The sequence below is a fragment of the Massilia niabensis genome (assembly GCF_042655085.1).
GTDB classification, from domain to species: Bacteria; Pseudomonadota; Gammaproteobacteria; order Burkholderiales; family Burkholderiaceae_D; genus Telluria; species Telluria niabensis.
In genome coordinates this window covers 273,049-285,630 of the sequence record NZ_JBHSMU010000009.1, presented here as the reverse complement: position 1 = coordinate 285,630, position 12,582 = coordinate 273,049, and the positions used below count along the sequence as shown (strand labels likewise).

Sequence of the window (12,582 nt, the reverse complement as noted above, 5' to 3'; positions counted from 1 at the left end):
TTCAGGGACGTGGATTTTTTTTATGGTGTCAGAACAGCGCGGACACAGTCAGTGTCAGTGCCGTTCTCGTGTGTTTCGGCTGCGCGATGGTGCCGGTAAACTGGCCGTTGCGCGTGACCGGCACATCCTCGCTGCGGGCCACGCGGATCGAGTCCAGCGTGCCGTGGAATGCCAGCGCCGGGGCGGCAACGGGGACGAAACGTGCGCCGATGCGCGCACCGCGCCCGCGTTGTGTTTCCAGCGAGGCCGGATCGAGCAGCCCGGAAAAACCGACACGCATGCGTTCCGGTGTGGACAGGACAAGGGCGGCATCGGCCCCGAGCACGCCCAGGGCCGGATGCCAGGTGCGGCCGGCGCCGACGATCAGGCGCTCGGACCGGTAGCGCTCCTGCAGCCCGGCGGCTGTCCTGGTGCCGCGGATGGTGCGCTTCCAGCGGTCGGTCTCGAGGGCCGCAGTCAGGGCAGTACCGCGGCCAAGGTCATAGCTCGCGCCCAGGCGCAGCGACGCCAGTGTGGTCGCCGTCGTCGAATCGGCGCCGACCCCGGCCTGGGTGCGTCCCACATAGCCGATGTCGCGCCGGTATCCGTCCAGCGCGCCGAACCCGGTGATACTGCCGGCCGTGCGCGAGGCTTTCAGCACCACCCCGGGCAGCCAGCCCGTTTCCCGCACCAGCAGGCGGCCACTGTTGTCGTATTCGCGGTGGCTGACGCGGCGCGCGCCCACGCCGGCCTCGCCCAGCCATTGCGCGCTGGCGCAGTCGATCGTCAACAAGGGCAGCAGTATGCCGATCGTGGCGCGCAGGAAGGATGCCATGGCGATCAGATCGACATCAGGAACTCGGCCCAGGCCAGGTTCGTCGTTTGCGTGATCACGCCGTCGCCCTTGGCGCTCAAGTCGAGGCGGACGCCGGTCGCCGAAGCCACGGTCAGCGTGACCGACGACGATGCACCTTCGACGATCAGCGCGCCGGCGCTCGGCATACCGGTGCCGTTCGTGACGAAAGGCTGCAAGTTCCTGACCGAATACGAGAACTGGCCGAGCGCGCTCGTGTTGCCCGACATCGTGAACGAAGCGGTGCTGGTGACGGTGCTGCCACGGGTCGAGCCGGTCATCGAATAATCGCTCAGGTTACGCGATGCCAGGTTCATCCCGCTGCGTTGTTCCGTCGTCTGCAGGGAACTTCCCGAAACGGTGACCGAACTGGTGGTGGCATTCGTCTGGATCATCGCGATTTTCATGTCGCCATTCACGCTCACCGTTTCGCTGCCGCTGCGGATGCTGAACTGGGTGAAGCGGGCGTCCATCGTCGCGGTCCAGGTCCACGAGTTCAGCATATCCCCGGTGATGTTCGAAAACGTGGTGCCGAGCACGCCGTTCAAGGTGTCGCCGTCTTCGACACAGTTGTTGGCCGTGATCTTGACTGCATCGCCGTTGCTGATCGTGTCCTGGCTGCGGACGGTGGCATCGATCGTGATGGTGCCGCCGCCGGTGCAGGCTTCGGTCAGGGTGACGCCGGTCAGCAAGGGCTGGCCGTCGCGCGCATACGCCTGTTTCACCAGCTTGAGTACCGGCGACACCACGCTGATGTTGGCGCGGCCGACGCTCACGCCGGTCAGGAAGCCATTGAGCGAGGTCGACGAGTCACCGATCGCGGAGGCGGCGGCATACGCGTTACTGGCGACCCGGGTCGCATTCGCCGGTGTGACCGGCGAATGCGTCGACACCGGGGGCGGTGGGGGGGTGCTCCCACCCCCACCGCCCCCGCCGCCGCCGCAGGCGGACAGGACGAGGACAGCAGTAGCGCTCAGCAGGAAATGGCGGTTGTTCATGTTGTTCTTTCTCTTTCAGGTTTTTTTATGGGTTGAAGCGACGGTGCAGCAGGTGTATTCGGCGGTGTTGCGTTGCAACGGATCAGCGCTGTACAGGCTCGCATGGTAGCTGTTGCCGGTTCACAAAAGACTATCGAATTGTCACCGCACGGACGAGCACAGCGGGCAGGTTGCGGTTGGCCTTAACGAAGGCGTACGCGCACTGCAGCGGTGGCTCGACTGCCAATTATTGCGCCCCCACTCCAGCGGCCACAACCGCGTCATAAGAGTTGGTCAATGGGAAGAGACAAGCAGGCAAATAAAGAGGGTTCTCCAATCGCCGTGGGTATCGAAAAGGAAGGTATGATCGACAGTTTTCTAATTGAACTACCCGTGATCACGACCGCGCCCGACCCTGCCGCCTCCTTCTCTTCCCACGCGGTCAACCTCGTCAACTGCGGCATCATCGTGCTCGACGCCGACGGCCGCATCGTCCTGTGGAACCGCTGGATGGTGACGCGCTCGGGCCGCTCGGCGGCGCGGGTGGGCGGGCAGTTGCTGCTGGATGTGTTTCCGGAGTTGCGCGGCTCGCGCGTCGACAGCGCGGTGCTGGCCGCGCTCATCGACGGCATCAGCACGAATGTCCCGCAGTCGCAGAGCCGCGCTCCCTTTCCCCTGCGCGAGGCAGGCAGTCTCGACGGCGAGCGCATCGACCAGGCGGTCTCGATAACGCCTTTCACCGATGGCAAGGCGCGTTTGTGCATGATCGAAATCCGCGACGTCAGCGGCGCGGCAGGCCGCGAGCGCCAGTTGCTCGAGCACGCCGAATCCCTGCGTGCGCGCTCGTATGTGGATGGACTGACCGGGATTGCCAACCGGCGCGGTTTCGACGTGGCGCTGGAGCGGGAATTGCGGCGCGCGCAGCGCCATGGCGGCGCGCTGGCGCTGCTGTTGATGGATATTGATTCGTTCAAAGCCTATAACGACCACTTCGGCCACCAGCAGGGCGATCGTTGCCTGACGACGGTGGCGCAGGCCCTATCCGGCATGCTGAAACGCCCTGCCGACGTGGCGGCCCGTTACGGCGGCGAGGAGTTTGCCGCCATCCTGCCGGATACCTCGCCGGAGCAGGCGCGCCATCACGCGAATGCGATCCGCGCGCACGTAGCCGCGCTGGCGCTGGCCCACGCGCCGGCGGCGATCCGGGAGTACGTGACCCTGAGTATCGGCGTGGCCAGCTTCAGCCCGGGCGGACTGCAGGATGCGCCGGCCCTGATCGAAGCGGCGGACCAGGCTTTATACGCCGCCAAGCGCGGCGGACGAGACCGGGTGGTGGTCCACGGCGCCGCCGCATTGCCCGCAACATAGCGGCGAGCTGCCCGCTTAGCGGGTGTCGCCGCCGCCGGATTGGTCCGGACTGTCCTTTGCGCGTTCCTCGCCAGCACTGCCGCGGCTGCTTTGCGGCGCTCCCGGCGGCCCGACGTTGCTCTCCGGCGGTGCGCTGACGATGCCGCCGTCGCGGCCGGCCTCTGCCCCCGTTTGCGCGTCCTGGCTACCGGTGTAATGGCCGCTGTTCGGCGAGCCATCCTGCCCTGTCTGCTGGGTCTGGCCCGTATCCGGATCGGCCGGATCCGACCTGCCCGACAGCGAATCAGGCCCCTTGTTCACGCCATCTGCCTTGCCCCCGCCTGCGTCGACTTCCTTGTTCCCTGCCATATGACCCTCCTTCATGCGTGATGACTGTGGGGTTGATGGTAGTCCTTTAACTGGAGTCTCCAATAGGAGCATTAGCTGACAGGGTGTAGGCGGCGTCGCACGACGTATTCGGAAACGGCTGCCGTCAGCCTTCACAAAACCATGGGCGGTCGCAGCATTCGCTGGCGCGGGTCTGGCGAATGAGAAGCTCAAGCGGTTCGCATGAAGACCATGGCAGAGATTTCAGCAGAACCTTCGACACTGCCGCGCTTTATCTTTTTTGTACCTGACTCAGGACCGGTCGGATTACGTTTGGGTGAAATTTTGTAATAGTTTGCGTCGAACCAGTCAATTACCCATTCCTTAGTATCCTCGGACATACCATACAGACCAGCCGGGTTTGGCGGGTAGCCGCCGATTTCAATCGTTTCGGGATCGCCGAATTTCCATTTGTGAGGGAAATTCCTTCCTCTTTCGATTTTTCCGTTATCCGTGGCGAATAACATCTTTTTGCCGCCTGATCGTGCTGCATATTCCCACTGAGCTTCGGTTGGGAGGTCGAACGGGAGCTTCGCCAGCTTCGCTAGCCAGCCACAATATGCTTTGGCTCCGTGCCAGCTCACACCGGCAGGGCGATTTGGCGCTCGATGCTTGATGCCCTGAGCATCCATGCTGATTCTTTCGTTACCCGTCGCATCGGTAAACACGTCGAAATCGTCATAAGTGACTTTGTACGCCATCATCGAAAAGCCATCCAGTGTCACTTTATGCAGGGGCCGCGAGTGTGTATCGAAGTCATAAGGAATTCCGTCTTCGTTGCCCCAATCTCCCATCTCGAACGTACCGGCCTTCAGCGGACGAAGTGAACGCTTCACTTTGGTGAGCAGGGCTTGAACACGTTTATCGATATCGGCATTGGGACCAGGTTTCTCGGCAGGAGAGGTCACCTCTGAGCACGAAGCGACTGTGTGCAGGCTGATCAGGATCGCGGATACGAGGATTTTTATAGTTGGCATTATGCGGGCGTCGTAAAGGAGTTACCCGCCGTAGGCAGGCGAAGGTGTACTGACAAGGCTGTGCTGCAGTTGTCAGCACAAAGGCGACATCACGATTGCAAAGATGCTGGACGAACCAGTGTTGCGCAGCGATGGTGCGAATCTTCGTTACTCATGCAGAGCGCTGGCGCTGCGCGCTCGAGCGCATGATGATGAGCCAGCGCCAGCGCCGTCAGGTAGGGTACGGCGCCGCACGTGCCGCTACTTGCACCGACACATGCAACATCGGAAGAACTTTCGAGTTGGGGCAGCGCTGAAGATGCCAGTCCCATCAGTTCCAGTGTCCGGTTGGCTCGCTCCCCCGTATCAGCGACGATCATTCCTACAGCCGATATCTCGATGGCAGCTTGTTTGCACGCCTGCTCCACCAGGCCAGCGAGCGGTGTCATATCGGTGCGCTTGTTCTCGTCGATCGATGTGTCGCGCCGTACCTCGACAAACGGATCAAGCTGCGCATAAACAGCGTCTGGTTGCGACTTTATCGAACCCAAATCTGTCAGTAACAGTCCGGCGGCGCCCTCGCCCGGAATCAAGCCTTGCAAGCGCGCCGGAGTGAAGAGCACGCCGTCGGTTTCCCAGCGGTCCGCCGTCTCCTGGTCGATATTCGATTCGCAGGCAATGATGAGCGCGGTCAGGTGCGAACTGGCTGACGAGGCCTGAAAAGCGAATTGGCTAAGTACCGACGATGGGGCAGAACCCATTGCGGCAAGGATATCGACACACATGACGCTGGCTGGCGGCCAGCCGAATTGCGCTATTACGTGTTTGAACCAGGCGCTGGCCGAAGTCCGCTGCTCGACAGTCCATGTCGCGGGCAAGATTGGTATCAGGCGAAGCGTCGACGGCCAGCCTTCCATGGGGAGCAATTCCGATGCGGCGTGGCCAGCGAGATCGCGTACGACTGCCGTCCCAAGCGTCAGTGCACGCCATTGCGCGTCGCTGAAGCGTATATCCGCCATGTTGTTAGCGGCTAGCCAATCGTGGATCTCTTCCTGAGATGCCTCATCCGCAGCATCTTCCCTGCGCGCAGTCGTGATAGGGAACCCTTTGTCGTCGACCAATTCCGGATCCAGGTCGCCCCGCGCCTTGCCGTCGGCGATCGCAGCAGCAAGTTCTTCCGCGGATGCGCCATGCGGAGAGCGCAGCGCCGTTGCCAGGATCGCCAATAACGGCGCTGACGCCGCCGGGGTTGATGCTCCCGGAGCAGGCCGCGTGGCAGCGGCAGGCACGGCAGGGCGCGGTAGGACGAATTTTGTGCCCAGCCTCAATACCAGCAGCAGGCCGCACGGCAGCGCCAGCAGCATCAGCGCTAAATCTCCTGCGCCGGGCTCGCTGCCAGCCGATTGCCACCAGGCGATGGCGCCGCCCCAGCAGAGGGCGAAGACGAGGGCGGCCAGCAGGCCGGTCTTGAGCCAGCCGGGCACTGTACGGCGCGGCCTTAGGGTGGTGGAAGTCATCGGATGGTCAGATGTTGTCGATCGTAGCCTGCTGGCTGGCGATCAGGGTGGCGCCGCAGGCGGTCTTGTCGCCGTGGCGGGCGGCCGGTTTGCCGTCGACGATCAGGGTCGCGTCGCCTTCGACAATTGGATTGGGCCCGTGTTTCGGGCAGACGGTCTTGTCGCCTATGCGGGCAATAGGCTTGCCGCCGGTATCGCTGTGGGGGGAAGCTTCGATGACGGAGCCGCCGTGGGAGGTTTTGTCACCGAGTACGATCAAAGGACCAGCCATAGCTGCATTCTCCTGTAGAGACTATCGATTCGTATAAACCAGTGCGTCGAAGATATCCATTTAATAGTGCCTCTGTGAAATTGCGATGACATCGCGCAAAAGTTACCTGATCGGCTCCTGTATCTTGACCATGTCCAGGAAAAGTCTTTGCTCGGAATTATGCGCCTACCTACTACAGGCTTTGACGCTGGACTCCCTTGCATACCGAAGAGAATTATCGCGTCGGTACTGCTCATATCAGCCTTACATTACTCGGAAACGCCTATGAAAGCTTTCAAGCTCCCATTGCTGTTTGTGTTGATTTCCCTGGCCGGTTGCGGCAAACCGGTTCCACCAGAGAAGGCGGCCTATGTCGGCGAGTGGCAAGAAAAGACGATGTATCTACTGATTACCCAGGACGGGTCAGTCACATATAAGCGGCTAAAAGCCGGGTCCACAACCTCGGTGGCCGGTCCCCTCAAAGCATTTAACGGGAGCGATTTTGAAGTCGGCGTAGGACCGATGGCAACCACCTTTGTAGTCAGCAAAGCGCCTTATCTGGATGGCAATGTATGGAAAATGGTCGTCGATGGACAGGAATTGACAAGAACCGCAAACTAACCTTCGTGCTGTCCCGTCGCTTCGACGACTTCTTGGTACTTAATCTCAATGCCGGATAGCACACGTGAGGCAGTTTGTATTCGCCGGCCAGTTGCGCTATCCGATTTACTACCGAATCCGCGACGCGCATTTCATCTTGGCGACACAACCCAGAAGTCGGTCATTTACGACACGACGGCCAGCAACTCAAGCTTCAACTCTTTCATCCCCGCCGGCACATACACCGAGATCGACTGCGCCTTGAGCATGCGCTCGTACATCTGCCCTTTCGATTCGAGTAGAAAATAGCAGGTGTCGGGGCGCAAGGCGAGGGCGGCCGGGGGTTGCGGTGTGTATTGCAGGCGCACCCCGGGCAGGGCCGAGAGCACGAATTTTTCGACGTCGTCCGGGGCGCCGACTTTGAAGCGCAGCGGCACCACGTCGACCAGCTGCACGGCCGGGATGTCGGCCGCCACCGAAATGTAGAAGGTCGTCTTGTCGTCGATCTTGCCCGAGTCGAGGGCGCCGATGTGGTACGAGGGCCGCACTTCGTTCAGCGCGATCGCGAAATACTTCGAGGAAATCACCGTGTCGAGCAGCTCGCGGATGATCGTGTGCAGTTTTAAAAAGGCGGGGCCCGGGTCGGCGTGCTGGTAAGGCGGCAGGTCGGCCAGGGTCCAGCTTTTCGAAAAGGTCATCAGGCCGCCGGCCACATCCAGCAACTGTTCGTACAGCCGTTCCGGGTGCAGGCTCGGGTGATGAAAATGGTGGGTCAGCGTCGCGTAGGCCGAGCTGGCCGTGTGCAGCAGCCAGAACGAGGACATGTCGCCCGAGCGAAATTCGATCACGTTACGGCTCGGCTCGCGGTGGTGCCCGTACAGCGCGCTGACCTTGGCCTGCAGCGCGTCGAGCAGGCGCCGCAGCTGCTGGAACAGTACCGGCGCCGCCGCCAGCGACAGGCTGGGCGGCACGAAAGCCGGGTCCAGCTCGAAGCCGCCGACCGTCGCGCGGCGCAGGCGCAGCAGCGGGAAATGGATGAAGGCGTCGCGCGCATCGAATTCGGACACCAGGCGCACCGCTTTTTTCAGGTAGGCCAGCTGCACCGGCGCGGCCTGGGTGTATAGGTCGGCCGTTTCCTGGTTGGCCTGCATGAAGCGCACCGTCTGCGCCGGCTGGCCGGCAGGCGTGAAATTGCCGCTGAACGGTTTCAGTCCCGGCAGGGCTGCGTAATAGGTGACGGTTTGCTGCGACTGTTGCAGCAGGCTCAGGTCAATGGTGTCGGGCAGCCCATCAAGGCCGGGCGCATCGACCAGTTCGCCATCCTGGAAGCGCAGCGCCAGGTCGTTGATGCGCAGGACATTGTTGGCGAGCGCCTCGCGGTCGACCTCCAGCCGTTCCACTCCCCAGGCATACGGGTGCACTGCCTTGATGCCCTTTTGCAGGCAGTGTTCGTGGTACTGGTCTTGCCGCTGGAAGTGCTGGGGGCGCAGCAGCAGGCCCTCGCCCCAGAGTACTTTGCTCGTCATGTCGGCTGTCATCCCTGAAGGTTGTCGATGATGGTGGCGTACTGAGCGCAACTTTTACCAACGGAAACAGTAGCACTGCCCTCCACGGTCGGTGTTTGCGCCCGCGCAAACGTCGGTATTGCACAACGCCACGACGGACGATTGCTCTTCCTTATCTTTTTTCAAGGTTGACGGAGCTTTGCGCGGTAACACTGTTGCGTGATCCACAGACGGGGGAGCGCCATGAAAGGTTTCACGCCAGGCTTGTTCGACCGCCTGCTCGGGGCGCCGACGCGCACGGGCAGCGCTGCCTCAGGTGGCTCAGGTGCCGCAGGTGTGGCAAGCGCGGCGTCGCGCATGTCGATCGAGGAGATGAAGGATGCCGTGGCGCGCGACCTCGAGGCGCTGCTGAATACGCGCATGGTGCTGCCGGAAGGCCTGTTGAAAGGCTATCCGGAGTGCAGCAATTCGCTCGTCAGCTATGGCATGAACGATTTCGCCGACCTGTCGCTGTCGAGTCCTGCCGACCGCGCGTATATCTGCGGCTGCATCGAAAGCACGATTGCCTGCCACGAGCCGCGCCTGCGCAACGTGAAGGCGGCGCTGGAGATGCGCGAGGGTGCCGTCAACCGGCTCGACTTTTCGATTACCGGATTACTCGTTTTGAATAGTGCGCAGGAATCGGTCAACTTCGACGCCGTCCTCCAGCCTTCGACGCTGAGCTACAGCATCAACAAGGCGGGCCGCCCGGCGCCTGCGGGAGCCTAAGTTGGAACAATTACTGCCGTACTACGAAAGCGAACTCGGCTACCTGCGCCGCAACCTGCGCGAGTTCGCCGAACGCTATCCGAAGATTGCCGGCCGGCTCCTGATCAGCGGTGAGGTCTGCGAAGACCCGCATACCGAACGCATGATCGAATCGTTCGCGCTGCTCAATGCGCGCATCGCCAAGCGGCTCGACGACGATTACCCGGAATTTACCGAAGCGCTGTTCGACGTGCTGTATCCGCACTACCTGCGTCCCTTTCCCTCGTGCTCGATCGCGCACATGGATTTCGGCGGCGCCGCCAAGCAGACCACGGCCGGCACCATCCCGCGCGGTACAGGGCTCACCACCCGCCCGGTGCGCGGCGGCGCCTGCATCTTTCGTACCGTGTATCCGGTCGCCGTCGTCCCCCTGGCGATCTCGAAGGCTGCGTTTTCCGACATCCTGCGCACCCCGGACGCGCTGCGCGCACCGGCCAATGCCACCTCCAGCATCAGCCTGACGGTGTCCACCACCCTCGATCAGGTAGCGCCGGCGCAGCTGAACCTGCCGCTGCTGCGTGTCTTCATCGACGGCGAACCCTCGTTTTGCGCGGCCTTGCGCGACGCGCTCTTCATGCGCCCGGTGGCGGCCTATGCCGAGGCCGACGGCAATGGACGCTGGCTCGCCCTGCCCGGCATTCCCGTCCAACCCGCCGGCTTCGAAGACGATGAGTCGCTGATCGACTTTCCGGCACGCTCGCATGGCGCCTACCGGCTGCTGACCGAATACTTCTGCTTTCCGGAGAAATTCAATTTCTTCGACCTGGACCTGGCCATGCTGGCCGCCGCCCTGCCGGCAGGCAGCAAGTCGATCACCCTGCACCTGGCACTCGGCGGCATCCGCAGCGATTCGAACACAGCGCGCATGCTCGGCACCTTGTCGACGAATAACGTGCTGCTGGGATGCACGCCGGTCGTCAACCTGTTCCGCCAGCGCGGCGAGCCGATCCGCCTGACGCACACGACGGCGAGCTACCCGGTGCTGGGCGACGCGCGCCGCGCCTTTGCCTTCGAGGTGCAGTCGATCGATGCGGTGAACCTGGTGCGCCAGACGCCGCAGGGCGAGACCGTGGTCGAGTTCCGTCCCTTCTATTCGCTGCAGCACGCCCAGACGCCGGACCAGAACGGCCATTACTGGGCGATGCGGCGCGACGACACCCTGCTCGAGCGCAGCCCCGGCTTCGAGACCCAGATCACCATCGTCGACATCGACTTCGACCCTGCAGCGGTCGAGACCGATACCCTGAACCTGGAACTGACCTGCTCGAACCGCGACCTGCCCTCCCTGCTGAGCTATGGCCAGGCCGGGGGCGACCTGTTCCTGGAGGGCGGCTCGAGCGTGCGCACGATCAGTTTCCTGCGCAAACCGACTAGGTCCTACCGCTTCGCCAGCGGGCGCAGCGCGCACTGGCGCCTGATCTCGCACCTGGCGCTGAACCACCTGTCGCTCACCGCGGGCGGCGTCGACGCCTTCCGCGAGATGCTGGCGCTGTATGACCTGCCGCGTTCTCCTTCGTCGCAGCGCCAGATCGGCGGCATCCAGGCCATCGAGCAGCGCACCGCCAGCGCCTGGCTTGCCGGCAATCCGTTCACCTGCCTGGTGCGCGGCGTCGAGGTGCGCCTGAGCATCGACGAGGAAGCGTTCATCGGCAGCGGCATCCACGCCTTTGCCCACATCGTCGAACGCTTCCTCGCTCTCTATGTGCACGCCAACAGTTTTACCCAACTGGTGATCGTCTCGGCCAAAACCGGAGAAGAATTATTCACATGCCTACCCAAAAGCGGCGATTTGAGCCTGCTGTAATCGAGCGCCTGTTCCGGGAACCTTACCGTTTCGAGTACTTCCAGGCCGTCCGCATGCTCGAACTCTGGCTGCGCCGCCATGGCGCCTCCAAGCAAGGGTTAGTCGCCAATTTCCTGCGCTTCCAGAACTCGACCTCGCTGCGCTTTCCGGCCAGCCAGCTCGAAGCCATCCAGACCGAGCCGCGCGAAATCGGGCACGATGCGCCGTCGCTGGCGGCAGCGCTGAATGCGAACACCTTGCGCTGGATCCGCATCACGCCCTCGTTCATGGGCCTGCTCGGCGGGCACGGCGTGCTGCCGCCGCATTACACCGAACGGGTCGCGGCGCAGCAGTTGGACGACAAGGACGAAGGCGCGCGCTCCTTCCTCGATACGTTTTCAAACCGCTCGCTGGCGCTGTTCTACGAAGCCTGGCGCAAATACCGGCTGCACCTGAAATACGAAGTCCAGGGCCAGGACAGCTTCCTGCCCCTGCTGCTGGGGCTGGCCGGTCTCGGCAACCCCTCGCTGCGCCAGCGCCTGGCGCTGCCCGAAAACGGCGCCGTGCGCGACGAATCGCTCGGCTATTTCGCCGCCTCGCTGCGCCAGCGGCCAGTGTCGGCCAGCCAGATGGCGCGCGTGCTGTCCGAATATTTCAGGCAGCCAGTACAGGTGCAGCAGTTCATCGGTGCCTGGTACGAGATGCCGGCCGCGCAGCAGACGGTGCTGGGAAGCGACAGCGCGACGCTCGGCACGCGCGCCATTGCCGGCGCCCGCGTCTGGCAGCGCGACCTGCGCCTGCGCCTCGTCATCGGTCCGCTCGACCATGCGGGCTTCACCGCCTTCCTGCCGGGCGGGCTGGCGGCGCGCGCCCTGGCAAGCCTGCTCGCGATGTTTACCGGCGTCTCCTTCGAGTATGAAGTCGAGCTGGTGCTGCGCGCAGCCGACGTACGCCCGGTCACGATGAGCGAGGGCTGCGAGCTCGGCCGCCTCGGCTGGGACAGCTACCTGGTCGACGGCCCGCAGGCCGTGGACCGCAACGACGTGCACTACGAGCTGCACCTGGGTTGAACACTGTTCGCCGTCGCCGTCGCCGTCGCCGTCGCCGTCGCCGTCGCCGTCCTCAATTCCACTTGCCCCTACGTCCGCCGATGCTGTAGCGCCCCGCACCGAGTAATGCCACCGCCAGCGCGGCGAAGAAGAACATGCCCTGCAGTTCCAGCGCCCAGCCGCCGGTCTTCGACATCGTGAAGAACTCCGCGGTATGCACCAGCAGGACGGCAACGATCATGTTGCCGGCAACGACCAGCGCCGCCGCCCGCGTCCATATGCCGACCAGGATCAGCAGCGGCGCGATGACTTCGCCTACATAGACGAGGTAGCCGATCGCGCCCGGCAAGCCCCTTTGTTCGAGCATGCCGGTAATAAAGCCGACGCCCCCGGTCAGCTTGGAGATGCCGTGGAACAGCAGCAGCAGGGCAAGGACCACGCGCAGCAACAGCTTGCCGAGGTCATCGTAGGAGGACGCGGATGCGGAGGACAGGTCGGTTCTCATCGGTTGGCTCCTGATGGGATAGCGATGGCGGGATCACAGGGCCAGTATGGAACTGTTCAACAACCGC

At 63.0% G+C, this 12,582-nt stretch carries 13 protein-coding genes; 5 read left to right on the top strand and 8 right to left on the bottom strand.

Going from position 1 to position 12,582, the window contains the following annotated elements; translation table 11 throughout:
• Window positions 1–28: 28 nt before the first annotated feature.
• Window positions 29–814 carry a hypothetical protein gene (locus ACFPN5_RS09400; RefSeq protein WP_379782450.1) on the bottom strand — a complete coding sequence of 262 codons (786 nt, stop codon included), beginning with the start codon at window positions 812–814 and terminating at the stop codon, window positions 29–31.
• 5 nt (window positions 815–819) lie between these two features.
• Window positions 820–1,830, bottom strand: coding sequence for a hypothetical protein (locus ACFPN5_RS09395; RefSeq protein ID WP_379782448.1), 1,011 nt, complete (start codon window positions 1,828–1,830; stop codon window positions 820–822).
• A 342-nt stretch (window positions 1,831–2,172) separates the two neighbouring features.
• Here ACFPN5_RS09395 and ACFPN5_RS09390 point away from each other — a divergent pair, with 342 nt between their 5' ends.
• Window positions 2,173–3,177, top strand: coding sequence for a diguanylate cyclase domain-containing protein (locus ACFPN5_RS09390; protein WP_379782446.1), 1,005 nt, complete (start codon window positions 2,173–2,175; stop codon window positions 3,175–3,177).
• A gap of 15 nt (window positions 3,178–3,192) precedes the next feature.
• On the opposite strand, the gene ACFPN5_RS09385 is transcribed toward ACFPN5_RS09390, so the two are convergent.
• From ACFPN5_RS09385 to ACFPN5_RS09370, 4 genes are all read right to left on the bottom strand, one after another.
• Window positions 3,193–3,525: a hypothetical protein gene (locus tag ACFPN5_RS09385; RefSeq protein WP_379782444.1), complete on the bottom strand. Its 333-nt coding sequence runs from the start codon at window positions 3,523–3,525 to the stop codon at window positions 3,193–3,195.
• Window positions 3,526–3,713: 188 nt separating this feature from the next.
• Window positions 3,714–4,520: a formylglycine-generating enzyme family protein gene (locus tag ACFPN5_RS09380; RefSeq protein ID WP_379782442.1), complete on the bottom strand. Its 807-nt coding sequence runs from the start codon at window positions 4,518–4,520 to the stop codon at window positions 3,714–3,716.
• Window positions 4,521–4,609: 89 nt separating this feature from the next.
• Window positions 4,610–6,016 (bottom strand): hypothetical protein, encoded by a 1,407-nt coding sequence (locus ACFPN5_RS09375; protein WP_379782440.1) that lies wholly within the window; start codon window positions 6,014–6,016, stop codon window positions 4,610–4,612.
• Window positions 6,017–6,023: 7 nt separating this feature from the next.
• Complete coding sequence (locus tag ACFPN5_RS09370) at window positions 6,024–6,287, bottom strand: PAAR domain-containing protein (protein ID WP_379782438.1); 264 nt, start codon at window positions 6,285–6,287, stop codon at window positions 6,024–6,026.
• A 264-nt stretch (window positions 6,288–6,551) separates the two neighbouring features.
• Between ACFPN5_RS09370 and ACFPN5_RS09365 the strand changes: the two genes are divergently transcribed.
• Window positions 6,552–6,887, top strand: a complete 336-nt coding sequence (locus ACFPN5_RS09365; protein ID WP_379782436.1) for a hypothetical protein — start codon at window positions 6,552–6,554, stop codon at window positions 6,885–6,887.
• A 164-nt stretch (window positions 6,888–7,051) separates the two neighbouring features.
• Here the strand turns inward: ACFPN5_RS09365 and tssK are convergent, their stop codons facing one another.
• Window positions 7,052–8,392, bottom strand: coding sequence for a type VI secretion system baseplate subunit TssK (gene tssK / locus ACFPN5_RS09360; RefSeq protein WP_379782434.1), 1,341 nt, complete (start codon window positions 8,390–8,392; stop codon window positions 7,052–7,054).
• A 222-nt stretch (window positions 8,393–8,614) separates the two neighbouring features.
• On the opposite strand from tssK, the gene tssE reads away from it, so the two are divergent.
• From tssE to tssG, 3 genes are read left to right on the top strand one after another with little or no spacing between them, the layout of a single operon-like run.
• Window positions 8,615–9,139 carry a type VI secretion system baseplate subunit TssE gene (tssE, locus tag ACFPN5_RS09355; protein ID WP_379782432.1) on the top strand — a complete coding sequence of 175 codons (525 nt, stop codon included), beginning with the start codon at window positions 8,615–8,617 and terminating at the stop codon, window positions 9,137–9,139.
• A 1-nt stretch (window position 9,140) separates the two neighbouring features.
• Window positions 9,141–10,982 (top strand): type VI secretion system baseplate subunit TssF, encoded by a 1,842-nt coding sequence (gene tssF, locus ACFPN5_RS09350; protein ID WP_379782430.1) that lies wholly within the window; start codon window positions 9,141–9,143, stop codon window positions 10,980–10,982.
• Complete coding sequence (gene tssG / locus ACFPN5_RS09345; RefSeq protein ID WP_379782428.1) at window positions 10,946–12,031, top strand: type VI secretion system baseplate subunit TssG; 1,086 nt, start codon at window positions 10,946–10,948, stop codon at window positions 12,029–12,031. The genes tssF and tssG overlap by 37 nt, the downstream gene beginning before the upstream one ends.
• A 52-nt stretch (window positions 12,032–12,083) precedes the next feature.
• On the opposite strand, the gene ACFPN5_RS09340 is transcribed toward tssG, so the two are convergent.
• Window positions 12,084–12,515 carry a DoxX family protein gene (locus ACFPN5_RS09340; protein WP_379782426.1) on the bottom strand — a complete coding sequence of 144 codons (432 nt, stop codon included), beginning with the start codon at window positions 12,513–12,515 and terminating at the stop codon, window positions 12,084–12,086.
• Window positions 12,516–12,582 lie beyond the last annotated feature (67 nt).

Excerpts from the sequence above, each read along its gene's own strand:
- ACFPN5_RS09395 (WP_379782448.1), bottom strand. The coding sequence starts at position 1,830 with ATGAACAACCGCCATTTCCTGCTGAGCGCTACTGCTGTCCTCGTCCTG.
- ACFPN5_RS09390 (WP_379782446.1), top strand. The coding sequence starts at position 2,173 with ATGATCGACAGTTTTCTAATTGAACTACCCGTGATCACGACCGCGCCC.
- ACFPN5_RS09375 (WP_379782440.1), bottom strand. The coding sequence starts at position 6,016 with ATGACTTCCACCACCCTAAGGCCGCGCCGTACAGTGCCCGGCTGGCTC.
- ACFPN5_RS09340 (WP_379782426.1), bottom strand. The coding sequence starts at position 12,515 with ATGAGAACCGACCTGTCCTCCGCATCCGCGTCCTCCTACGATGACCTC.
- tssE (WP_379782432.1), top strand. The coding sequence starts at position 8,615 with ATGAAAGGTTTCACGCCAGGCTTGTTCGACCGCCTGCTCGGGGCGCCG.
- ACFPN5_RS09385 (WP_379782444.1), bottom strand. The coding sequence starts at position 3,525 with ATGGCAGGGAACAAGGAAGTCGACGCAGGCGGGGGCAAGGCAGATGGC.
- ACFPN5_RS09380 (WP_379782442.1), bottom strand. The coding sequence starts at position 4,520 with ATGCCAACTATAAAAATCCTCGTATCCGCGATCCTGATCAGCCTGCAC.
- tssG (WP_379782428.1), top strand. The coding sequence starts at position 10,946 with ATGCCTACCCAAAAGCGGCGATTTGAGCCTGCTGTAATCGAGCGCCTG.
- ACFPN5_RS09400 (WP_379782450.1), bottom strand. The coding sequence starts at position 814 with ATGGCATCCTTCCTGCGCGCCACGATCGGCATACTGCTGCCCTTGTTG.
- tssK (WP_379782434.1), bottom strand. The coding sequence starts at position 8,392 with ATGACGAGCAAAGTACTCTGGGGCGAGGGCCTGCTGCTGCGCCCCCAG.
- ACFPN5_RS09365 (WP_379782436.1), top strand. The coding sequence starts at position 6,552 with ATGAAAGCTTTCAAGCTCCCATTGCTGTTTGTGTTGATTTCCCTGGCC.
- ACFPN5_RS09370 (WP_379782438.1), bottom strand. The coding sequence starts at position 6,287 with ATGGCTGGTCCTTTGATCGTACTCGGTGACAAAACCTCCCACGGCGGC.